Origin of the sequence: Streptomyces sp. NPDC001068, from assembly GCF_042897315.1 — a bacterium.
In the GTDB taxonomy this organism is placed as follows: Bacteria; Actinomycetota; Actinomycetes; order Streptomycetales; family Streptomycetaceae; genus Streptomyces.
In genome coordinates this window covers 763,925-784,895 of the sequence record NZ_JBIAYD010000002.1, presented here as the reverse complement: position 1 = coordinate 784,895, position 20,971 = coordinate 763,925, and the positions used below count along the sequence as shown (strand labels likewise).

Annotated in this window: 21 protein-coding genes; 9 read left to right on the top strand and 12 right to left on the bottom strand. The window is 72.0% G+C overall.

The genetic code is table 11. The annotated features are described in order from the left end of the window. The first annotated feature begins 76 nt into the window (after window positions 1-76). Window positions 77-889 (top strand): hypothetical protein, encoded by an 813-nt coding sequence (locus tag ACFY3I_RS08585; RefSeq protein ID WP_390859960.1) that lies wholly within the window; start codon window positions 77-79, stop codon window positions 887-889. Between the two features lie 61 nt (window positions 890-950). On the opposite strand, the gene rfbC is transcribed toward ACFY3I_RS08585, so the two are convergent. The 5 genes from rfbC to ACFY3I_RS08560 form a co-directional block, all read right to left on the bottom strand. Further along, a complete protein-coding gene (gene rfbC / locus ACFY3I_RS08580) occupies window positions 951-1,544 on the bottom strand; it encodes a dTDP-4-dehydrorhamnose 3,5-epimerase (RefSeq protein WP_365289554.1) in 594 nt (197 codons plus the stop codon). 5 nt (window positions 1,545-1,549) lie between these two features. Then, window positions 1,550-3,523: a glycosyltransferase family 2 protein gene (locus ACFY3I_RS08575; protein WP_390859959.1), complete on the bottom strand. Its 1,974-nt coding sequence runs from the start codon at window positions 3,521-3,523 to the stop codon at window positions 1,550-1,552. 149 nt (window positions 3,524-3,672) lie between these two features. After that, complete coding sequence (locus ACFY3I_RS08570; RefSeq protein ID WP_365289556.1) at window positions 3,673-4,257, bottom strand: isochorismatase family protein; 585 nt, start codon at window positions 4,255-4,257, stop codon at window positions 3,673-3,675. 8 nt (window positions 4,258-4,265) lie between these two features. Continuing rightward, a complete protein-coding gene (locus tag ACFY3I_RS08565) occupies window positions 4,266-5,678 on the bottom strand; it encodes an MFS transporter (RefSeq protein WP_390859958.1) in 1,413 nt (470 codons plus the stop codon). Continuing rightward, a complete protein-coding gene (locus ACFY3I_RS08560; RefSeq protein WP_365289558.1) occupies window positions 5,675-6,112 on the bottom strand; it encodes a MarR family transcriptional regulator in 438 nt (145 codons plus the stop codon). The genes ACFY3I_RS08565 and ACFY3I_RS08560 overlap by 4 nt, the downstream gene beginning before the upstream one ends. A gap of 91 nt (window positions 6,113-6,203) precedes the next feature. Between ACFY3I_RS08560 and ACFY3I_RS08555 the strand changes: the two genes are divergently transcribed. Then, a complete protein-coding gene (locus ACFY3I_RS08555; RefSeq protein ID WP_390859957.1) occupies window positions 6,204-6,704 on the top strand; it encodes a metallophosphoesterase family protein in 501 nt (166 codons plus the stop codon). A 9-nt stretch (window positions 6,705-6,713) separates the two neighbouring features. Here ACFY3I_RS08555 and ACFY3I_RS08550 read toward each other — a convergent pair whose 3' ends face one another. Both ACFY3I_RS08550 and ACFY3I_RS08545 read right to left on the bottom strand, forming a co-directional pair. Further along, entirely contained in the window at window positions 6,714-8,165 is a 1,452-nt protein-coding gene (locus tag ACFY3I_RS08550) for a hypothetical protein (protein ID WP_390859956.1), read from the bottom strand. A gap of 199 nt (window positions 8,166-8,364) precedes the next feature. Continuing rightward, the gene (locus ACFY3I_RS08545) at window positions 8,365-9,471 is read right to left on the bottom strand and encodes an XdhC family protein (RefSeq protein WP_390859955.1); all 1,107 of its coding nucleotides are present in this window, start codon (window positions 9,469-9,471) and stop codon (window positions 8,365-8,367) included. Between the two features lie 349 nt (window positions 9,472-9,820). Between ACFY3I_RS08545 and ACFY3I_RS08540 the strand changes: the two genes are divergently transcribed. Both ACFY3I_RS08540 and ACFY3I_RS08535 read left to right on the top strand, forming a co-directional pair. Continuing rightward, the gene (locus tag ACFY3I_RS08540) at window positions 9,821-11,677 is read left to right on the top strand and encodes a cellulase family glycosylhydrolase (RefSeq protein WP_390859954.1); all 1,857 of its coding nucleotides are present in this window, start codon (window positions 9,821-9,823) and stop codon (window positions 11,675-11,677) included. Window positions 11,678-11,849: 172 nt separating this feature from the next. After that, window positions 11,850-12,515: a TetR/AcrR family transcriptional regulator gene (locus ACFY3I_RS08535; RefSeq protein WP_390859953.1), complete on the top strand. Its 666-nt coding sequence runs from the start codon at window positions 11,850-11,852 to the stop codon at window positions 12,513-12,515. 80 nt (window positions 12,516-12,595) lie between these two features. Here the strand turns inward: ACFY3I_RS08535 and ACFY3I_RS08530 are convergent, their stop codons facing one another. Both ACFY3I_RS08530 and ctaD read right to left on the bottom strand, forming a co-directional pair. Further along, entirely contained in the window at window positions 12,596-12,931 is a 336-nt protein-coding gene (locus tag ACFY3I_RS08530) for a hypothetical protein (RefSeq protein WP_390859952.1), read from the bottom strand. After that, window positions 12,928-14,523, bottom strand: a complete 1,596-nt coding sequence (gene ctaD, locus ACFY3I_RS08525; RefSeq protein ID WP_390859951.1) for a cytochrome c oxidase subunit I — start codon at window positions 14,521-14,523, stop codon at window positions 12,928-12,930. Before ctaD ends, ACFY3I_RS08530 begins: the two co-directional genes overlap by 4 nt. 105 nt (window positions 14,524-14,628) lie before the next feature. Between ctaD and ACFY3I_RS08520 the strand changes: the two genes are divergently transcribed. Together ACFY3I_RS08520 and ACFY3I_RS08515 are read left to right on the top strand one after the other, a co-directional pair. After that, window positions 14,629-15,171: an RNA polymerase sigma factor gene (locus ACFY3I_RS08520; RefSeq protein ID WP_390859950.1), complete on the top strand. Its 543-nt coding sequence runs from the start codon at window positions 14,629-14,631 to the stop codon at window positions 15,169-15,171. Further along, entirely contained in the window at window positions 15,164-16,147 is a 984-nt protein-coding gene (locus ACFY3I_RS08515) for a CU044_5270 family protein (protein WP_390859949.1), read from the top strand. Before ACFY3I_RS08520 ends, ACFY3I_RS08515 begins: the two co-directional genes overlap by 8 nt. Window positions 16,148-16,186: 39 nt before the next feature. Here ACFY3I_RS08515 and ACFY3I_RS08510 read toward each other — a convergent pair whose 3' ends face one another. Both ACFY3I_RS08510 and ACFY3I_RS08505 read right to left on the bottom strand, forming a co-directional pair. Further along, complete coding sequence (locus tag ACFY3I_RS08510) at window positions 16,187-16,354, bottom strand: hypothetical protein (RefSeq protein ID WP_390859948.1); 168 nt, start codon at window positions 16,352-16,354, stop codon at window positions 16,187-16,189. Further along, a complete protein-coding gene (locus ACFY3I_RS08505) occupies window positions 16,342-16,707 on the bottom strand; it encodes a nuclear transport factor 2 family protein (RefSeq protein ID WP_365289568.1) in 366 nt (121 codons plus the stop codon). Before ACFY3I_RS08505 ends, ACFY3I_RS08510 begins: the two co-directional genes overlap by 13 nt. A 172-nt stretch (window positions 16,708-16,879) precedes the next feature. On the opposite strand from ACFY3I_RS08505, the gene ACFY3I_RS08500 reads away from it, so the two are divergent. Beyond that, the gene (locus ACFY3I_RS08500) at window positions 16,880-17,176 is read left to right on the top strand and encodes a hypothetical protein (protein WP_390859947.1); all 297 of its coding nucleotides are present in this window, start codon (window positions 16,880-16,882) and stop codon (window positions 17,174-17,176) included. Window positions 17,177-17,265: 89 nt separating this feature from the next. Here ACFY3I_RS08500 and ACFY3I_RS08495 read toward each other — a convergent pair whose 3' ends face one another. Next, on the bottom strand, window positions 17,266-19,044 hold the full coding sequence (locus ACFY3I_RS08495; RefSeq protein ID WP_390859946.1) for an ABC transporter ATP-binding protein: 1,779 nt from the start codon (window positions 19,042-19,044) through the stop codon (window positions 17,266-17,268). Window positions 19,045-19,247: 203 nt separating this feature from the next. Between ACFY3I_RS08495 and ACFY3I_RS08490 the strand changes: the two genes are divergently transcribed. Then, complete coding sequence (locus ACFY3I_RS08490) at window positions 19,248-20,336, top strand: S-(hydroxymethyl)mycothiol dehydrogenase (RefSeq protein WP_390859945.1); 1,089 nt, start codon at window positions 19,248-19,250, stop codon at window positions 20,334-20,336. Then, complete coding sequence (locus tag ACFY3I_RS08485) at window positions 20,336-20,965, top strand: MBL fold metallo-hydrolase (protein ID WP_390859944.1); 630 nt, start codon at window positions 20,336-20,338, stop codon at window positions 20,963-20,965. Before ACFY3I_RS08490 ends, ACFY3I_RS08485 begins: the two co-directional genes overlap by 1 nt. The last annotated feature ends 6 nt before the right edge of the window (window positions 20,966-20,971 follow it).

The window sequence follows — 20,971 nt, the reverse complement described above, 5'->3', positions numbered from 1 at the left end:
TTGTGGATGGCGCCGCTTCACTACGATGATGCTTTGAATGTCTTGTGGGTCGGGTAGGGAAAGGATTTGTCCCGCGATGTCGATGCGAGCGACCGTGAAGTCCGTGCTGGGTGAGAAGAATGTGCGGGTCCTGCGACGACTGAAGCGGCGCCTGTCCGCCCGGCCGGCCGCGCCGGCCAAGCCGACGGGGCTCGACGCGATCTCCGGTGATCTCAACAAACTCGCCCAGCACTTCAAGACGGACAAGTGGGGGGCGCACCGCTACACGCAGCACTACCAGCGCCATCTGGGACACCTGAGGAACGAGTCGTTCAACCTGCTCGAAATCGGCATCGGCGGTTACAACAGGCCAGGTCAGGGCGGTGCGTCCCTGCGCATGTGGAAGCAGTTCTTCCCGAAGGCGCAGATTTTCGGAATGGACATCCAGGACAAGTCATTCGTCGACGAGGACCGCATCACGACGTTCATCGGGGACCAGTCCGACCCGTCGTCCCTGAACTCGATCGCCGACAAGATCGGTGAACTCGACGTCATCATCGACGACGGCAGTCATCGGAGTCCGCATGTGCTCACGACGTTCGCCACGCTCTTCCCGCGGCTCAAGGACGGTGGCATCTATGTCGTGGAGGACACGCAGTCGTCGTACTGGCCCGAATGGCAGGGCAGTGAGGATCTCGACGCGGCCCACACCAGTATGGGAATGCTGAAGCGGCTGACGGACGGACTGAATTACGAGGAATTCGTGACCGAGAACTACCAGCCGACGTACACCGACCTCAATGTGGTCGGCGTGCACTTCTACCACAACCTGGTGATCATCGAAAAGGGCCGGAATGCCGAGGGCAGCAACAAGCGCAGCGCGCTGAAGCAGCGCTACGCCAAGTCCTGACACCGCTCACCCTCGGGGGGCCGGGCCACCGCCCGGCCCCCCGAGGCTTCGGCGGGCGTCGTCAGGCCCGCAGACGTTCGTAGTGGGCCAGGCAGTCCGCGTACGACGGCAGCAGTCCCGACGCCTCCGCCTCGGCCAGGGACGGTGCCTCGGCGTCCTTGTCCGACAGCACCGGCTCGAGACCCTCGGGCCACTCGATGCCCAGCTCCGGATCGAGCGGGTCGATGCCGTGCTCACGGCCCGGCGCGTACCCGGCCGAGCAGAGGTACACCACCGTGGCGTCGTCGGTCAGTGCCATGAACGCGTGCCCGAGACCCTCCGCGAGGAACACGGCGTGCCGGTTCTCCTCGTCCAGCCGGACCGCCTCCCAGCGGCCGAACGTGGGGGAGCCGACGCGGATGTCCACGACGACGTCCAGCACCGCCCCGCGCACGCACTTGACGTACTTCGCCTGGCTCGGCGGCAGGTCGGCGAAGTGCACGCCGCGCAGCACGCCCCGCCGCGAGACCGAGCAGTTGGCCTGCGCGAGGTCGAGGTCGTAGCCGAGGGCCGCACGGAACTCCCCGGCCCTGAACCACTCGTGGAAGCTGCCCCGGTCGTCGGGGAAGACCTTGGGCTCCAGGACCCAGGCGCCTTCGATGTCCAGCGGTCGCACGGTTCCTACTCGCCTTCCAGTAGTGCGGGCCTGCCCTTGCCGAACGCCCTGACCAGGGCGCGGCGCACCGGCAGCGGCAGCCTGCGGACGAAGCGGCGCGCCGCGCCCGGCCTGTCCTCGGCCACCTTCGGTCCCGCGGGGGAGTCGTGGACGACGAGCGGCAGCGCGAAGAAGCGCGGCTCGGGCGCGTCCGCGACCGGGCACAGGGCGAGCCGCCAGCGGCCCTTGCCGAGCGAACGCACCGGCAGCGGGGCGTCCAGCACCGCGCCGCCGCCCTCGGCGGGCGACAGCGTGGCCGGTACCTCCAGCACCTCCGCCGCGGGTGCCGGGCCGGTCAGCCGGACCAACGCCTTGACGTCGTCCACGACGTGGATGGGCAGCACCGCGTGCAGCCGGTCGCCCGGCACGGTGAAGTCCCCGGCCCGCAGCGTGCCGAGGCCCAGCCGCTTGCCCGCCCTGTCGACGTCGAGCGCGAAGCTGTCCTTCACCGTCCAGTACGGCAGCACCCGGTGCCCGCCGATCACACCCGGTGACGGCAGCGCGGGGCGCGGCTCCCCGGACACCGGGAACAGCCGGTGCTCCCGGTTCCACCCGCCGATGCCCAACCGGACGTACGCGTCCCACAGCCCGGCCCCCAGCGGGGTGCCGCCGGCGGCGGTGGCCGGGTCGACGGTGGCCGTGACCCTGACCACGAGCCGGACCCGGCCGGGCGCGTCCTGGACGGGCACCTTCTCGCGGGTGACCGAGACCGGCTGGAAGAACTGCGCGCCGGTCTCGCGCTCGCGCACCATCAGGTCGGCCTTGGCCTTTCCGAAGCGCTCGACGGTACCGGCGTCCAGCCACGCGACGGCGTCGGCGACGGTCGCGGGCGGGCCGTCCGGCGGCACCACGCCGGCGTCGGCCGGATAGGTCCTGGGCGCGCCGTCCGCGCTGTACTCGGCGGAGAAGCCGATCCTCAGGGCGCCGCCGTCCCAGGTGACGCCCTCCACGGCCGTCGAGGGGACGATGGACGCCTCCCACCGAGCGAGGGCGAGCACGTCCTCGTAGCGGCCGGCGCCGGCCAGTTCGGTGACCACCCGGTGGGCCGGGTCCAGCAGGGCGAACACGGCGGGCCCCATGCGTTCGGCGATCACCTTGTGGATCTCGTCGAAGAGCTCCCTGCGGTAGTCGTCGGGCAGCGCGAGGAACCGGTTGCCGCGCAGCCGCTCGCCCATCTCGTTGCGGAGCCAGCGCCGGAACATCCTGTCCCGTCTGGCGCCGGGCTCGGTGTAGCGCTCGACGACGTCGAGGGCCTCGCGCAGGTTGGCGAAGTAGCCGACCGGGTCGAAACGCTGGAAGCCCGCGTTGGAGGCGTCCTCGCGCTTGAGGTGGTAGTAGCAGACGTAGTCGCTGAGCACGGAGATGTTCGACGCGCGCAGGTACGCCTCGGCGACGAAGACGTGGTCCTCCAGCCGCCTCCTGCCCTCGGGGAAGCGCAGTCCGGTGCGGTCCAGGAAGGACCGTCGCAGCATCTTGTGCGGGGTGAGGCTGTCCATCAGCGGGGCGTTCTCGACGGTGGCCCGCGGGTGGTTGCGGCGGAACAGTTCCACCGGCACCGGGCGGCCCTTGCCCGCCATCTTGCCGACGACCAGGTCGGCCTCGTTCGCGACGCCGTAGTCGTACATCCGCTCCAGGGCTTCGTCGCCGAGGAAGTCGTCGTTGTCGACGAACATCACGAACTCGCCGCGGGAGGCCTCGATACCGACGTTGCGCGGTTTGCCGGACCAGCCGGAGGGCTCCTGGTGGATGACGTGGACGTGCGGGTACTCGGCGGCGAGCGCGTCGAGCCGGGCCGGGGTCCCGTCGCTGGAGCCGTCGTCCACGAAGATCACTTCGTATTCGTCGCGCGGCAGTGACTGCCGCAGCACCGAGGCGACGCAGTCCTCGATGTAGGGCCCAGGATTGTATACAGGGACGACAACGCTGACCTTGACCGGCATCCGGCTTCCTAGCCCCCTGGATAAGCCGTCCGTTCCCCTGGACGGCATGTCTACGTGGCCGAATGCTAACCCGGTCCTGCCCTCGGGTGTCTGCCACACCTTGGTCAAGACCGGGTCGCGAAGGGTCAGTTAACCGTCAAGAGGCCTGCTCAGCCGTGCGTCTTGGCGAGCAGCTCCAGGACCTCGGCCGTGCTGCCCGACTCGCCCAGCCGCGGGAAGATCCGCTCCACACTGCCGCGGTGCGCCTCGGGGTCGGCGTCGGCCATGGCGTCGGTCGCGAGGGTCACGTGGTAGCCGTGCGCGTAGGCGTCACGGGCGGTGGACTCCACACCGATGCTGGTGGCGATGCCGGTGAGGACGATCTGGGTGACCCCCCGGCGGCGCAGCTGGTCGTCCAGGGCGGTGCCGTGGAAGGCGCTCCAGTTGTGCTTGGTGACGAGGATGTCGCCGTCGTGGCCGGAGAGTTCGTCGACGACGACGTCCCAGCCCTCCGGGAAGGCGAGACCGCGCGGCTGGCGCTCGGTACGGCCGGGGACGGCGTCGGCGCCGTCGCCGGCGAAGGACACCCGGACCAGGACCACGGGCAGGTTCTGGGCGCGGAAGGCGTCGGCGAGCTCGACGCTGCGGGCCACGACCTCGGCACCGGTGTACGGCTGGGTGGGCATGCCCACGATGCCCTGCTGGAGGTCGATGACGACGAGGGCGGTACGCGGGTCGAGCGTGCTCAAAGACATGGGGTGGATCAGGCCTTTCGGGGGGCTTGACGGGGTTGGGGGGTGAGCCGGGCCAGGGAGCGGTCCGGCAGGGTGATCGCCAGCAGCAGTGCGGAGCCGGCGAGCATGAACAGGGCGAGGCCGTGCAGGCCGCCCGTGTCGGCGCGGTGCGGGTAGAACGCCGCGGTGGCGGCGGAGGCGCCCAGCGCGCCGAGGTACATGAAGGTGCGCAGCAGCCCGGCGGCCGAGCCGATGCGCTCCGGGTCGGCCTGCCGGTACAGCGCGGTCTGCGCGGCGAGCCCGAGCAGCCCCTGAGGGACGCCGAGCAGCGCGCCGACCGCCAGCAGGAGCCACACCGGACTGCCGGCGCCGACCAGCAGCAGGGCCGCGCAGCCCGCGATCTGCAGTACGGAACCGAGGAGCAGTTTGGCGCGGACGGCCTCCCGGCGGCCGGTGAGCGTGGCGGTGACGAGCGCGGCGGCCGACAGCGGCAGCAGCGCGAGCCCGGCGGTGGAGGCGCTGAGGCCGCGGCCCTGCTCCAGCCACTGCGTGTAGCCGTACAGGAAGGCGTAGGAGGTGGTGTAGGCGAGGAACTGGCGCACGTAGGTGACGATGAGCGGCACGTTGCCGCCGAGGACCCGCAGGTCGACGAACGGGTCCGTGACCCGCAGCTCCCGGGCCGCGAAGGCGGCGGCCGCCAGGAGGGTCAGGACGGGCAGGTACCAGCGGTCGGCCCTCGGGCCCATCAGGAACAGCATCAGCGAGATCAGCAGGACCGCGAAGAGGGCCATGCCGGGCAGGTCCGTGCTCCGGCGGCCGGCCGTGGTCCGCGGACGCGGCAGCCACTTGACCCCGAGGACCAGACACGCGGCGGAGAGCGGGACGTTCACGGTGAACACCAGGTGCCAGCCGCCGGCTCCGATCAGCAGACCGCCGAGCGTCGGGCCGATCACCGCCACGGTCTGCGCGGACACCGCGAGCGCGGTCAGCACCCCGGCCGGACTGTCCTTCCCGGTCCGCTCGGCCTCGCTGCGAGTCAGCCGCATCGCCGCCGGGTACGCGGCCGACGTACCGAACCCGAGCAGCACACGCGCCGCGATCAGCACGCCCAGCGAGGGCGCCAGCGCGCCCATCAGCCCGGCGACCCCGACCAGACCCGTCCCGGCGAGATACAGCCGCCGCGGTCCGTACATGTCCACCAGCCGCCCGATCACCGGCTGTCCCACGGCGGTCGCGAGGTAGAGCGCGGTGACGAGCCACACCGTCTCGGCGGGCGGCGCGCCGAAGGCGATGCCGATCGGCACCAGCGCCACGGCGATCATCGACGAGTTGATCGGGTTCAGCACGGAACCGAGGACCATCGGCGCGATCAGTCGCCGGTCGAAGCCGTCGGGGGCGGGGCGGGTGTCCTGCGGGGTGCGTCCCGCGAGCCTCGGTATCACGGTCGCGAGAGCCGTTCCAGCAGGTCGAACGCGGTGCGCAGGGTCTGGCGTTCCTCCTCGGTGTAGCGCTCCTCGAAGGCACGGGCCAGCCACTCGTCGCGCACCTGCCGGTTGCCCTCGACGCGGGCCTGCCCGGCCTCGGTGAGGGTGACCAGCTGGCGGCGGCCGTCGGTGGGGTCGGGGCTGCGGCGGATCAGACCCTGCTGGTCGAGGGCGGTCAGCGTGGTCGCCATCGACTGCGGCCGCACCCCCTCGGCGGAGGCCAGCGCGCTGGCCGTGGCGGCGCCGTGCTTGGCGACCAGGGTCAGGGCCGACTCCTGGGACGGGGTGAGGTCCGCGTCCTGCGCGACCTCCCGGATACGGCGGCGCAGTCTGCTGAACGCCACGCGCAGGTCGCGCGCCGTACGGGTCGCGGAGTCCGAGATCTGAACCATGCGGCCACCCTAGGACCGACAGCGGCGACTGTCCAGTCGCAACTGTTAAGTTGAAACTGAAGATCTGGACCAGGCCCGCTACGCTTCTCCCGTGCGCCTGCTCCTCACCTCCGACACACACCTCCCGGTGCGCGCCAAGCGGCTCCCGGACCGTCTGCTGGCCGAACTGCCGCGCGCCGACGTCGTCATCCACGCCGGCGACTGGGTCGACGAGGCCACCCTCGACCTGCTGACGAGCCGCAGCCGCCGGTTGATCGCGGTGTACGGCAACAACGACGGTCCGGGTCTGCGCGCCCGGCTCCCCGAGGTCGCCCACGCCGACCTCGGCGGCCTGCGCTTCGGCGTGATCCACGAGACCGGCGCCGCCCAGGGCCGCGAGACCCGCTGCGCCGCCCGTTTCCCGGACCTGGACGTCCTGGTCTTCGGGCACAGCCACATCCCGTGGGACACCACCGCGCCGGGCGGTCTGCGGCTGCTCAACCCCGGCTCGCCCACCGACCGCCGCCGGCAGCCGCACTGCACCTACCTCACCGCGACCGTGGCCGACGGCGCGCTCACCGAGGTGACCCTGCACCGGCTGCCGCCGCGCTGAGGCGAACCGTCAGGGCGCGATCCCGACCCCGCCGATCCGGCTCCACCGCTTCTCCTGCGCCGCGGACATGGCGGGCCAGCGCAGTCCGCCCGGCCGGGGGCGGACCCGGGAGGCGTACGAGGCGGGACGGAAGGCCGGGTCGTAGAAGCAGCCGGTGGCGTAGACCCGGTCGAACGCGGCGCACGCGGCCGCGATCGACCCGGGCGTCGGCTTCCTGCCCGTGCGCACCCAGCCGTCCAGCGCGGCGATCGAGTCGGCGTACTCCGCGTCGCTCAGCGCGCTGTGCTCGGACTCGTGACTGAACGTCTGCACCAGATGCCGGTCCCGGTGCGCGCCGCGCAGGGTGTCGCGGTAGGCCGCCTCGTGCTCCACGAACGCCGTCGGATCGTCGATCGCGTGCAGCGTGAGCACCGGGATCGACACCTGGCCGGTGAGGTCGCCGTCGTAGGACAGGTCGCGAGCGGCCGTCGGATCGGCGGCGAACCGCTCGACCCCGGCGTTGAGTGCCTTGTCGTCGTGCGAACCCGAGTACCGCACGCCCCGGTCCGAGAACGGATTGCGGCCGCCCAGCCGGTCGCGCACGATGTCCCGGAACGTGAACACCGCGAACCGCAGATGCGACTCCAGGGTCCGCTCGGGCACCCCGGTGACGGCGAGGATGTCGTCCAGGTTGCGCTGCTGGAGGGCGGTGCGCTCCTGCGGGGCCGACGCGTAGCCGGTGCACTCCTGGAGCCGGGCACGCAGTCCGGCCGTCGTCAGCGTGGAGTCCGCGCGCAGCCCCTGCCACAGGGGGTACTGCGGCTCGGTCCGCCGCGGCATGTTGCGGCAGTAGTACTGGTAGACCACGCGCAGGTCGACGCGGTACTCGTAGCCCCGGGACCCGCCGCCGAGGACCCCGCTGGTGAGCAGCGCCCCGTCGTACGGTCCGCCCCGACCGCCGTACACCTCGACGACCTTGGCGGCGACGTCACCGCCCCAGGACTGGCCGTGCACGTACGTCCGCCGCGGCTTCGCGAAGTTCTCGACGAACAGCCGGCGCACGGTCTCGGTGTCCTCCGCGGCCATCCGGGTGCCGTAGCCGCCCCTGCGGTAGGACGAACCCGCCCAGGCGTAGCCCTCCTTCACCATCACCGACCAGCGGGCCAGGTCGTCGACGCTGCGTGCCGGGTCCGAGCCGGTGCCGAGGTCCGGGCCGCCGTGGGCGTGCACGACCAGGGAACCGTTCCAGTGCTCGGGGACGGCGAGGGCGTAGTAGGCGCCGTGCGCGTCCTGGCCGGTGTAACAGGCCGCCCTGCCCGCGAGCTCCGCCGGGCACGGGACGGCGGCCGGCGCAGCGGTCCGCGCCTGTGCGGCGGGGGCCCCGGTGAAGGCGGCGGCGAGGGTCGCCGCCAGCGCGGCGAGCAGTCCGGTACGACGGCGGCCCGTACGGCGGATCCGCGCGGGGGTTCTCGACCTGTCCAAGGCTCGGCTCCCTGTCCTTGTCGGCGCTTGTCGGCGCTTGTCGGCGCGGCGTCGCGCCGTCCGCGGCGATGCTAGGGAGCGGGCCGGGACCGGAGCCATGGCCCGGGCGTTGTGTTCATAGTGTTCGACGGGCGGAACGCGTCGGCGGCGTCCGGCGAAGCGCCCGACGGGCGGCCGGGGCGGGGACGGTGAAGCGCGGTCAGCGCGCGGTGGCCGCGTGGATGGCCCCGGCGGTCGACGTCAGGGGCGCGCCGCTGCCGCCCCAGCGCAGGGCGACGATCTCGGCGGCGACGGACACCGCGACCTCCTCGGGCGTACGGGCGCCGAGGTCGAGGCCGAGCGGCGAGCGCAGCCGGGACAGTTCGGCCTCGGTGAGCCCGGCCTCCGACAGGCGGGCGCGCCGCTCCTCGTGGGTCCTGCGGCTGCCCATGGCCCCGATGTAGGCGGCAGGCCGGCGCAACGCCTCCTCCAGCAGCGGTACGTCGAACTTCGGGTCGTGGGTGAGGACGCAGATCACCGTGCGGTCGTCGGTCGCGGTGGCGCGCAGGTACCGGTGCGGCCAGTCCACGATCACCTCGACGGCCGCCGGGAACCGTTCGGCGGTGGCGAAGACCGGCCGGGCGTCGCAGACGGTCACCCGGTATCCGAGGAAGCCGCCGATGCGGGCCACCGCCGCCGCGTAGTCGATCGCGCCGAAGACCAGCATGCGCGGGGGCGGCGCGAACGACTGGAGGAACACGGTCACCGAGTCCTCGCGGCGTTCCCCGCGCGGGCCGTAGTGCCGCGGGAGCGAGGCGCCGAGGGCGAGTTCGCCCCGTGCGTCCGCCGTGACGGCGACGTCCAGGCCGCGCGCGCCGAGGGTGCCGGCCGCCCGGTCCGGCCAGACGGCGAGGGTGGCGCCGCGCGGGGCCGGACCGTCCACCACCGTGGCCATGGTCACCGGCTCGCCCGCGGCGACCGACACGGCGACCGCGCCGAACGCCGGATCGGAGACCGCGGTGACCGGCCGGACCAGCAGGGTGATCTCGCCTCCGCAGGTCAGCCCGACCGCGAACGCGTCCTCGTCGCTGAATCCGAACGCCCGCAGCCGCGGCTCGCCGCTCGCCACGACCTCCCGCGCCAGTTCGTACACGGCGCCCTCCACGCACCCCCCGGAGACACTGCCCACGACCTCTCCGTCCGGGCCCACGGCCATCGCCGCCCCGGGCCCGCGCGGCGCGCTGCGGCTGACCTCGACCACCGTGGCCAGCCCGAACGGGATCCCGGCCGTGTACCAGGCGGCCAGCGTCGGGAGGATCTCACGCACGGTCCGCTCCCTTCCCGGGGCCGGCACCGGCCCGCGCCCCGCGCACCACGGCCGCCGGCGGAGCCTGACCGGGCAGCCCCTCACGGAGACGGCAAAGCCGTGCGAACGCGTCGAAACCGGTGTGAACGCACCAGGAGGACACGCTGCGGACACTCTACGGCCGGGTCCGGGCGGTGGCGAACGCCGCGGCGGCGAGCGCTGTGGCGAGGCGCTCGGCTCGACCGGCGGGAGTGGCCGTTGCGCCGCCGGGACGGACGGGCGCCTGATTCCCAAGTGTCTTACAGGTATTCAACTTACTCGTGGGTCAGAAGTATTGACGGTGTCCGGAAACCGCCAGACTGTAGTGGACATGACTACTATCCGGGCGCGTTCGATCGTTGTCCTGGTTGTCCTCTTCGGACTCCTCGCGGTGGCGGGAGCCCCCTCCGCCACCGCGGCCACCCCGTCCGGCTCCCTCTGGTTCGACGGCACCCCGCTCACTGTGCAGAACGGCCGATTCGTCGACGGCCAGGGGCGCGAGGTGGTGCTGCGCGGCTACAACGTCTCCGGCGAGACCAAACTGGAGGAGAACGCCGGCCTGCCGTTCGCGTCCGTCGCCGACGCCAGGAAGTCGGCCACCGCACTGCGCGCCCTCGGCGGCGGCAACGCCGTACGCCTCCTGCTCTCCTGGGCGCGCGCGGAGCCCGTGCGGGGCCAGGTGGACACCGGCTACCTGGCCGCCGTCACCGCACAGGCGCAGGCCTTCCTGGACGCCGGCATCCGCGTCCTGCCCGACTTCCACCAGGACCTGTACTCCCGCCACCTGTTCAACCAGGGCAGCTGGTACACCGGCGACGGCGCTCCCGGGTGGGCCGTGGCGCTCGGCGGTTACCCGGCCGAGTCGTGCGGCATCTGCCTGTTCTGGGGCCAGAACATCACCCAGAACGCGGCCGTGCAGAAGGGCCAGTACGACTTCTGGCACGACAACCACGGCCTCCAGGACGCCTTCCTGGCCACCGCCCAGACCACCATGGCCTACCTGGCCCAGCACCTGACCTCCGACGAGTTCGACGGCGTCGTCGGCTTCGACCCCTACAACGAGCCGTACGCGGGCTCCTACGACTCCGGCCAGACCTCCCGCACCTGGGAGCAGAACCTGCTGTGGCCCTTCTACCAGAGGTTCCGGGCGCGGATGGACGCGGCCGGCTGGAGCGCCAAGCCCGCCCTGGTCGAGCCCAACCTCTTCTGGAACGCCAACATCTCCACCCAGAAGCAGGAGGGCGGCCTGCTGGACACCGGCGGGCTCGGCTCCCGCTACGTCTTCAACACCCACTTCTACGACCAGAAGGCCATCTCCGGCATCCTGATGTGGGGCAACGCCTCCGACGGCCAGTACAGCACCGACTTCGGGACGGTCCGCGACCGCGCCTCGGCCGCCGGCACCGCCGCGGTCGTCAGCGAGTTCGGGCATCCGCTGTCCGGCACCACCGCGGGCAAGGCGCCGACCGTGGACAAGGCCATGTACCAGGCCCTCGACTCCCGTCTGCCCGGATCCGCCTGGTGGTCGGCGCCGGCGTCCTCCGGTCCGGTGCTCTCCGGCACCCAGTGGCAGTGGGACGTCTACAGCGGCCGCCATCACGAGCTGATGAACGGCAACCCGGCCAAGGTGCTCACCTCGGGCGACGCCTGGAACGACGAGGACCTCTCGGCGGTCCGGACGGACGACTCCGGCACGGTGGCCCTCCGCCAGAACGCCAGGCTCCTGGACCGCGTCTATCCGAGTGCCACGTCCGGCTCCACCCTCGCCTTCACCTACGAGGACCGCTCCCGGGACGGCTCGACGACCCTGACCTGGAACCCGGTGCCCGGCTCGCTGCCGAACGTGGCCGCACTGGTGGGATCCGGCCAGTACGCGGTCCAGGTCTGGCGCTCCGGAAGTGCCGGCGCGCCCACCGAACTCCACCTCCCGGCGTCCTTCCCGACCGCGTCCACCACGGTGGTCTCGGACCTGGGAACCGTCCACGCGCCACCGTCGTACACCTCCTCGACCCCCGTCGGCGTGGCGGACGAACCGGGCGGCACGGGCAGCCGCCGGCTGCTGCTCGGCGACCCCGACTCCGGCGTGCTGCACTTCGCGCTGGTGACCAACGGCGCCGCCTCGCCCGGCTCCGCCCTGCTGACCGCGGCCAGGTCGGAACTGGCCGCCTGGGTGGCGGCGAAGTTCTGAGTCCTGTCATCGGCCGCCCTCCGCCGTCCGCCTGCCGCGCCGCCGGCGGCCCATGCCACAACAACCGGGAGATCAAAGAGGACTTACCGGAAAGTAAGGTAGGGGGTGAGGCACTGGAGAAGACGCGCGGGCGACAAAATCGGTCATCGGGCGGATGACGGAGGGGGCAATCTTGCCGGGCAGGCTCAAGGCACCGACGGGACGCTACGGCGGCCGGTCCGCCGAGGAACGCAAGGCCGAACGGCGTCGGCGCTTCCTCGACGCGGCGCTCCGGCTCTTCGGCGACACGCCGGGATTCCGCGCCACGACCGTCGCGGCGCTCAGCCAGGCGGCCGGCCTGTCGACCCGGCAGTTCTACGAGGAGTTCCACACCCTGGAGGACGTCCTGGCCGCACTGCACCTGGAGGTCAACGGGTGGGCCGAGGAGGCGGTGCGGGACGCCTTCCCGGAAGCGGAACCGCTGTCGCTCGTGGAGCGGGTGACCGTGCTCTTCCGGGCGTACGCACGCGACGTGACCTCGGACCCGCGCCGCATCCGGGTCGCCTTCGTCGAGATCATCGGCGTCAGTCCGCGCCTGGAGGAGCAGCGGCTGGAGCGGCGGGCGCGCTGGGTGGAGCTGATCTGCGGCGAGGCGGACGCGGCGGTGGCACGCGGTGACGCGGCACCGCGGGACTACCGGCTGGCGGCCACGGCCTTCATCGGCAGCGTGAACGGACTGCTGCACGACTGGAGCGCCGGATGGGTGGACGCGACGCTCGACGACGTCGTGGACGAACTGGTGCGGTTGCTGGTGGGCATGTTGCGACCCGAGGACTGGACGTCCGGGGGCGCCCGGTAGCCCGGTGGGCACCGGCGCCTCCCCCCTCTGGAACCGACGGCACGCTCCCGGCCGGCGGACGGTCCGGACCCTTCCCCCGCTCAGGCCCAGCGCGAGACCAGGGTCACCGCGGCCCACAGCGCGCAGGCCAGCACGGAGCCTGCCACCAGCCGGCGGCGCAGGATCCGGTACCGATGCTCGTACTCCTGACGCAGCTCCTGGCCGCGTGCCGCCGTGCGGCGCCAGGAGATGTGGGCCAGGCCGAGGTACTCGGATTCCAGCTGCCGCTCCAGAACCTCGCGCTGGGTGTCCGTCAACCACCCCATCCGGTCCGCAGCGCGCGCCGCCGCCCGCCGGCCCTCCTCCCTGGTCGCGGCCAGCAGCAGATGCCCCTCGATCTGGCCGACCAGCGCCCGCTCCTCCTCCCGTGCGGTCATCGCGTGCTCAGCTCCCGCTCCACGGTGTGGTGCAGGTCGAACGCCGGTGACTCGCTGCGGATCTGGGGGAGCGAGACGAAGTTGTGGCGCGGGGGCGGGCAGGAGGTCGCCCACTCCAGGGAGCGGCCGTAGCCCCACGGGTCGTCGACCTCGACCCGCTCGCCGTACTTGGCCGTCCTCCACACGTTGTAGAGGAATGGGAGCAGCGACGATCCGAGCAGGAAGGAGAAGATCGTCGAGACCGTGTTGAGCGTGGTCAGGCCCTCCACGGCCAGGTAGTCGGGGATCCGGCGCTGCATGCCCTCCGCGCCCAGCCAGTGCTGGACCAGGAACGTGCCGTGGAAGCCGACGAACAGCGTCCAGAAGGTGATCTTGCCGAGCCGCTCGTCGAGCATCTTGCCGGTGAACTTGGGCCACCAGAAGTGGAAGCCGGCGAACATCGCGAAGACGACCGTACCGAAGACCACGTAGTGGAAGTGGGCCACCACGAAGTACGAGTCGGAGACGTGGAAGTCGATCGGGGGCGACGCGAGCATGACGCCGGTCAGACCGCCGAAGACGAACGTGACCAGGAAGCCGAGGGCCCAGAGCATGGGCGTCTCGAACGACAGCGAGCCCTTCCACATGGTGCCGATCCAGTTGAAGAACTTCACGCCCGTCGGTACGGCGATGAGGAACGTCATGAAGGAGAAGAACGGCAGCAGCACTCCGCCGGTGACGTACATGTGGTGCGCCCACACCGTCACGGACAGACCGGCGATCGCGATGGTCGCCGCGATCAGACCCATGTAGCCGAACATCGGCTTGCGGGAGAAGACCGGGATGACCTCGGAGATGATGCCGAAGAACGGCAGCGCGATGATGTACACCTCTGGATGGCCGAAGAACCAGAAGAGGTGTTGCCAGAGCAAGGCTCCGCCGTTGGCCGCGTCGAAGACGTGTGCCCCGAATTTCCGATCCGCCTCCAGCGCGAACAGCGCGGCGGCGAGGACGGGGAAGGCCAGCAGGACCAGGACGGCGGTCAGCAGCACGTTCCACACGAAGATCGGCATGCGGAACATCGTCATGCCCGGGGCCCGCATACAGATGATCGTGGTGATGAAGTTGACCGCGCCGAGGATCGTGCCGAAGCCGGAGAGGGCCAGACCCATGATCCACATGTCGGCTCCCACGCCCGGCGTGCGCACCGCGTCCGACAGCGGGGCGTAGGCGAACCAGCCGAAGTCGGCCGCGCCCTGCGGGGTGAGGAAGCCACCCACCGCGATCGTCGAGCCGAACAGGTAGAGCCAGTAGGCGAACATGTTCAGCCGCGGGAACGCGACGTCCGGCGCGCCGATCTGGAGCGGCATGATCCAGTTCGCGAACCCCGCGAACAGCGGCGTCGCGAACATCAGCAGCATGATCGTGCCGTGCATCGTGAACGCCTGGTTGAACTGCTCGTTCGACATGATCTGCAGACCCGGCCGGGCCAGCTCGGCGCGCATGAACAGGGCCATCACGCCACCGAGGCAGAAGAACGAGAACGCCGTGACCAGGTACAGCGTCCCGATCGTCTTGTGATCCGTGGTGGTGAGCCACTTGAGGTTCCTCATACCCCGCCTGTGTCCGGGCGGTACTCGCAGGTCACACTCGACGGATGCGACGAGCGTCACCGGGAGGGGTGTGACGACCGGGAAGGTGCCGGACAGAAACCGAACATGAGCAACGACGAGACCTTCGCCGCTGCCTATCGCGAGCACTACTGGGCGGTCAGCCGTTATGTCGCGCGGCGACTGGACGGCCGGACCGGCGAGGTGGAGGAAGTGGTGGCAGAGGTGTTCACCGTGGCCTGGCGCCGCCGCGCCGACCTCCCGGCGACCCCGCTGCCCTGGCTGTACGGCGTGGCACGCAACTGCCTCGCCAACGCGGTACGCGGACACGGGCGCCGGCGCCGGCTGGTGGACCGGCTGGGCAACGACGAGACCGCCCACGGACGCCAGACCGTGGCCGGCCCGGACAGCGAAGAGCCCGGCTCCTGGGTGCACGAGGCACTGGCCCGGCTCTCCCCGGCCGACCAGGAGGTGCTGCGGCTGACCGCGTGGGAGGAACTCGCCGTCGACGAGGTCGCCGTCGCCCTGGGCTGCGGCAGCCGGGCGGCCGCGATGCGGCTGCACCGCGCCCGCCGACGGCTCAGAGCCGAGATCGACCGACTGCGACCCCCTGCCGTCGAGGCTCTTACCGAGGAACACCGCCATGGCTGACGAACTCGACCTGCTGCGCGCCGCCGACCCGGTACCCGCGGACGGTCCCCACTTCGGCGACGGCCCCCTCGGCCACGATGCCGAACAGCACCTCGCCCGGTTGCTGCGCGACACCCCGCACCCCCGGCGCCGGACCGGGCCGCGACTGGTGTGGTCGCTCGCGGCCGCGCTCGCCGCCGTCGCCACGACTCTGACCGTGCTGCTGGGCGGTCCCGGCGGCACCCCCGCGGTCGCCGCGCCCCGGCCGCTGGCCGTCCGCGCCCACTCCACGCCCGTGCCGCTCACCGAGGTCGCGGAACTGGCGGCCGTGGCGGCCCGGGACGGGTCACCTGCCCTGCGCCGGGGCACCCACGTGCAGTCCTGGAGCCTCGGCATGAGCGACGACCGGCCGCCGGTCACCCTGCCCGAGGAGCGGGTGGAGCGCTGGGCGGCGGACGGCACCCACACCGAGGTGGTCGTGGCCACCGACCCGTCCCACCCCGGCCGCCCCGTTCTCACCGACGACGGCGACCGGCCGCGGCGGGTCGAGGACGGCCACGTGCTCAGCCGCCGCACCTTCCCGCCGATGTGGGGCGACGGCCCGCCGTACGCCACACCCCCGCACACACCGGCGAAACTGCGCTCCTACCTGGCCGAGCTGATCTACAGCCACACCGGCACCCTCACCACGTCGCAGCTCCTGGACGCCACCCGCGACCTGCTCGACAACTGGACACCCGGCGCGCGGGAGTCCGCCGCCCTCGCCGGACTTCTCGCCGACGCGAAGGACCTGCGCCCGGCCGGCCAGGTCACCGACCGGCTCGGGCGCACCGGGCAGGCCTACGTCCACGACGACGCCTCGGGCGCCCGGCGGATGCTGATCCTGGACCCGTCCACCGGTGCCGTACTCGGCCTGGAGATGACGTCCACCCGGGACGATCCCGAGTACGGCCTGCGGGCCGGTGCCGTCATGGAGTACAGCGCCTGGATGCGCTGATCACGCCCGCTTCCCGGCCGGGTCGACGAGCCGAGGTGCTCAGCGCCTCCCGCGGCCCTGCCGGGCGCCGAGGAGCGAGCGCAGCTGGAGGACGGACGCGCGGGGCAGGCTGCGGCGGCTGTGCCCCAGCCCGGCCCGCGCCGAGAAGGTCCAGGTCAGCCGCGCGCTGACCTGGACCCTCGCGCTCCTCGCGGTTACTCGTCCCATGCCTGGATCATGATCTGTTCGGCGATCTTGCCGTCGCGCAGCGTCAGCATCGACTCGGCGAGCACCCGGGCGCCGTCCGCGTACTCGCAGGACTCGCTGTACGCGGCCCGGTCGCCCTGCACGATGCACTGGTCCAGCCGGTGGGTCATGTCCCGGCTGTAGACGTCGTCCAGCAGGGCGGCGATGTCGATGCGGCCGTGCAGCACCCTGGGACGGCTGGGCTGGTCGGTGCGGTCGACGATGCGGATCTCCGCGTCGTCGGTGTAGAGCGCCAGCAGGCTGTTGCCGGTGTTGCCCTCCACGGCCCGGCGCAGGGTCTCGATGTCGAACGTGGAGCCGGTCGCGGTGCCCATGATGACCTCCTGCGGGAGCCCACGGCCCGATGCGGAGCGGGCCGCGACAGCCCCACCTCCGAGCCTCCTCCGCCCCGCCGGGCCCGGCAAGCGCGGGCCGCACGCTCCGCCTGACGGGTGAGGGGGACCGGCCGCCCGTGTCCGGCCCGCCGGCCGGTCCGTTCCTCAGGACATGATCTCAACACGACGTATCGTCGCCGCCGTCGGTCTTGCCGTCGGGGTCACGGGTCTCGCCGCCCCGCTGGCGAACGCGGCCGACACGGGCGCGCCGCACCCCGAGAAGCTCACCGCGCTCGGTGTGCTCGACTCGGTCTCCCGCATCGGTATCCCGGCGGAGCACAGGGACGAGATCCCCAAGGTCTCGGAGCAGCTGCAGGGACTGGACGGACTGCAGAAGCTGAACGAACTGCACCAGCTCACCGACCTGGCCGCGCCGGCCATGGGACTGGTGCCGGGCATCGAGGCCTGACCCCCGGCCGTACCCCGAGGGCCGTCCCGGACCAGGGGCGGCCCTTCGCCGTACCCCGTGCCCGGCGGCCGGGCACGGGCGGCCCGGGCTCAGTGCCCGGAGGCCAGGAACTGCGTCGCCGCCAGCTCCGCGTACAGCGGGTCCGCCGCCACCAGCTCCCGGTGCGTGCCCACCGCGCGGACCCGGCCCGCGTCCATCACCACGATCCGGTCGGCCGTCGTCACCGTCGACAACCGGTGCGCGACCACCAGCACGGTCGTCGACCGGGCCACGTCCGCGACGGTGTCCCGCAGGGCCGCCTCGTTCACCGCGTCCAGCTGCGAGGTCGCCTCGTCCAGGAGCAGCAGCCGGGGCCGGCGCAGCAACGCCCGCGCGATCGCGACCCGTTGCCGCTCCCCGCCGGACAGCTTGGTGCCGCGGTGCCCGACCAGCGTCTCCAGCCCCTGCGGCAGGCGCGCCACCAGACCGTCCAGCCGGGTCGTCTTCAGCACCCGCGTCACGGTGTCCTCGTCCGCCGCCGGATTGCCGAGGAGCAGGTTGTCCTTCAACGACCCCGACAGCACGGGCGCGTCCTGCTCGACGTATCCGATGGACGACCGCAGCAGGGACAGGTCCCAGTCGGCGAGCGGGCGGCCGTCGAGGGCGATGGTGCCCGACTCGGGGTCGTAGAACCGCTCGATCAGCGAGAAGACGGTGGTCTTGCCCGCGCCGGACGGGCCGACGAAGGCCGTCATGCCGCGGGCGGGTACCGAGAAGCCGACCCCGTGGTGCACGTACGGCAGGTCGTCGGCGTACCGGAACCGCACGTCGGTGAAGGTGACGGAGGCCGGTTCGGCTCCGGGCGACGGCAACTCGGCGGGCTCGGAGGGCGGTTCGGCGGGCAGCCGGAGCGCCTCCTGGATCCGGGCGAGCGCGCCGGCCCCGGTCTGGTACTGCGTGACCGCGCCGACGACCTGCTGGATCGGCGACATCAGGTAGAAGACGTACAGCAGGAACGCCACCAGAGTGCCGACGCCGATCGCGCCGGTCGCCACCCGCGCCCCGCCCACCGCCAGCACCGTGATGAACGCGAGCTGCATCGCGAGACCTGCCGTGTTGCCCGCGGCGGCCGACCACTTGGCGGCCCGCACGCTCTGCCGCCAGGACTCCTCCGCGGCCTCGTGCAGCGCCCGCTCCTCGCGGGGCTCGGCGCCCGACGCCTTCACGGTCCGCAGCGCGCCCAGCACCCGTTCCAGCGAGGCACCCATCACCCCGACCGCGTCCTGTGCCCGCCGGCTGGCCCGGTTGATCCGCGGCACGATGGTGCCCAGCACGGTGCCCGCACCCGCGATCACCGCGAGCGTGACGCCCAGCAGGACCGGGTCCACCACCCCCATCATCACCACGGTGGCGACCAGGGTGAGCCCGCCGGTGCCGAGCGCGACCAGCGAGTCCGTGGTGACCTCGCGCAGCAGCGTGGTGTCGGAGGTGATCCGCGCCATCAGATCACCGGGTTCGGTGCGGTCCACGGCGGTGATCCGCAGCCGCAGCAGGTACGAGGAAAGAGTGCGCCGGGCGCCGAGCACCACCGACTCCGCGGTGCGCCGCAGCACGTACGAACCCAGTGCGCCCACCACGGTGTTGGTGACCACCAGGGCCGCCATCGCGAGCAACTTCCCCGAGACGGAGCGGTGGTGGGAGAGGTCCTCGATCAGGCCGCGGGCCACCAGCGGCAGCAGCAGACCGGTCGCCCCCGTCAGCAGCGAGAGCACCGCACCCGCCAGCAGCGCCCACCGGTGCGGCCGTACGTAGGACAGGAGCAGCCGGAACGCGGACGGACCGGTCCGGTCTCCCGGCCGGCGCGGCACAACTGCGTCTGCGGTGGTCACGGTGCTCCTCGTCCGGGCGGTGGGCGGCGCACCAAGGCTACGTCGGCGTGCCGGGGACGTCCCCCGGACCCCGGAGGCCCCGGTGGCGCGCGGCGACCGGGGGGAAAGATCCGCGACGATCGACGTGCTCCGTGCCGCTACCGATCGGTCACGCGTAGGGTCGGAGACAGCCAGGTCAGGAGAGCGACGAAAGGGTCAGGTCCATGGCGCAGGAAGTACGCGGCGTGATCGCACCGGGCAAGGACGAGCCGGTACGGGTCGAGACGATCGTGGTGCCGGACCCCGGGCCGGGCGAGGCCGTCGTGCAGGTGCAGGCCTGCGGGGTCTGCCACACCGACCTGCACTACAAGCAGGGCGGGATCAACGACGAGTTCCCGTTCCTGCTCGGCCACGAGGCCGCCGGAGTGGTGGAGTCGGTCGGCGAGGGCGTCACGGACGTGGCGCCCGGTGACTTCGTGATCCTCAACTGGCGTGCGGTGTGCGGGAACTGCCGGGCCTGTCTGCGCGGTCGCCCCTGGTACTGCTTCAACACCCACAACGCCGAGCAGAAGATGACCCTCGCCTCGACCGGGCAGGAACTCTCCCCGGCGCTCGGTATCGGCGCCTTCGCCGAGAAGACGCTGGTGGCCGCCGGACAGTGCACCAAGGTCGACCCGGCCGTCTCCCCGGCGGTCGCCGGACTGCTCGGCTGCGGGGTGATGGCCGGCATCGGCGCCGCGATCAACACGGGCAACGTGGGCCGCGGCGACTCGGTCGCCGTGATCGGCTGCGGCGGGGTGGGCGACGCCGCGATCGCCGGGTCGAGGCTGGCCGGCGCCGCGAAGATCATCGCCGTCGACATCGACGACCGGAAGCTGGCGACGGCCCGTACCCTGGGCGCCACCCACACGGTCAACTCGCGCGAGAGCGACCCCGTCGAGGTGATCCGCGAACTGACCGGCGGCTTCGGCGCCGACGTCGTCATCGAGGCGGTCGGCCGCCCGGAGACCTACCAGCAGGCCTTCTACGCCCGCGACCTGGCCGGCACGGTCGTCCTGGTCGGCGTGCCCACACCGGAGATGAAGCTGGAACTGCCGCTCCTGGACGTCTTCGGCCGCGGCGGCGCCCTCAAGTCCAGCTGGTACGGCGACTGCCTGCCCACCCGCGACTTCCCCATGCTGATCGACCTGCACCTGCAGGGCCGGCTGCCGCTGGACGCCTTCGTCACGGAGACCATCCGGCTCGACGAGGTGGAGAAGGCGTTCGACCGGATGCACGGCGGCGACGTGCTGCGTTCCGTGGTGGTGCTCTGATGACCGTACGTATCGAACGCCTCGTCACCTCCGGCCAGTTCACCCTCGACGGCGGCATCTGGGACGTCGAGAACAACGTCTGGATCATCGGCGACGAACGCGAGGTGATCGTCATCGACGCCGCCCACGACGCCGAGGCCATCGCCGAGGCCGTCGAGGACCGGGTCCTGAAGGCGATCGTGTGCACCCACGCCCACAACGACCACATCGACGCCGCGCCCGCCCTCGCGGACCTGACCGGTGCCAAGATCTGGCTGCACCCCGACGACCTGCCGCTGTGGAAGCTCACCCACCCCGACCGCGACCCCGACAACCACCTCTCCGACGGCATGGTCATCGAGACGGCCGGCGCCGACCTGACCGTGCTGCACACGCCCGGCCACGCACCGGGCGCGGTCTGCCTGTACGAGCCGGGCCTCGCCACCGTCTTCACCGGTGACACCCTGTTCCAGGGCGGCCCCGGCGCGACCGGACGGTCCTACTCCCACTTCCCGACGATCATCGACTCCATCCGGGACAAGCTGCTCACCCTCCCGCCGGAGACGAAGGTCCTGACCGGGCACGGCGACCCGACCACCATCGGCGCCGAGGCGCCCCAGCTGGCCGAGTGGATCTCCCGGGGCCACTGAACCGGC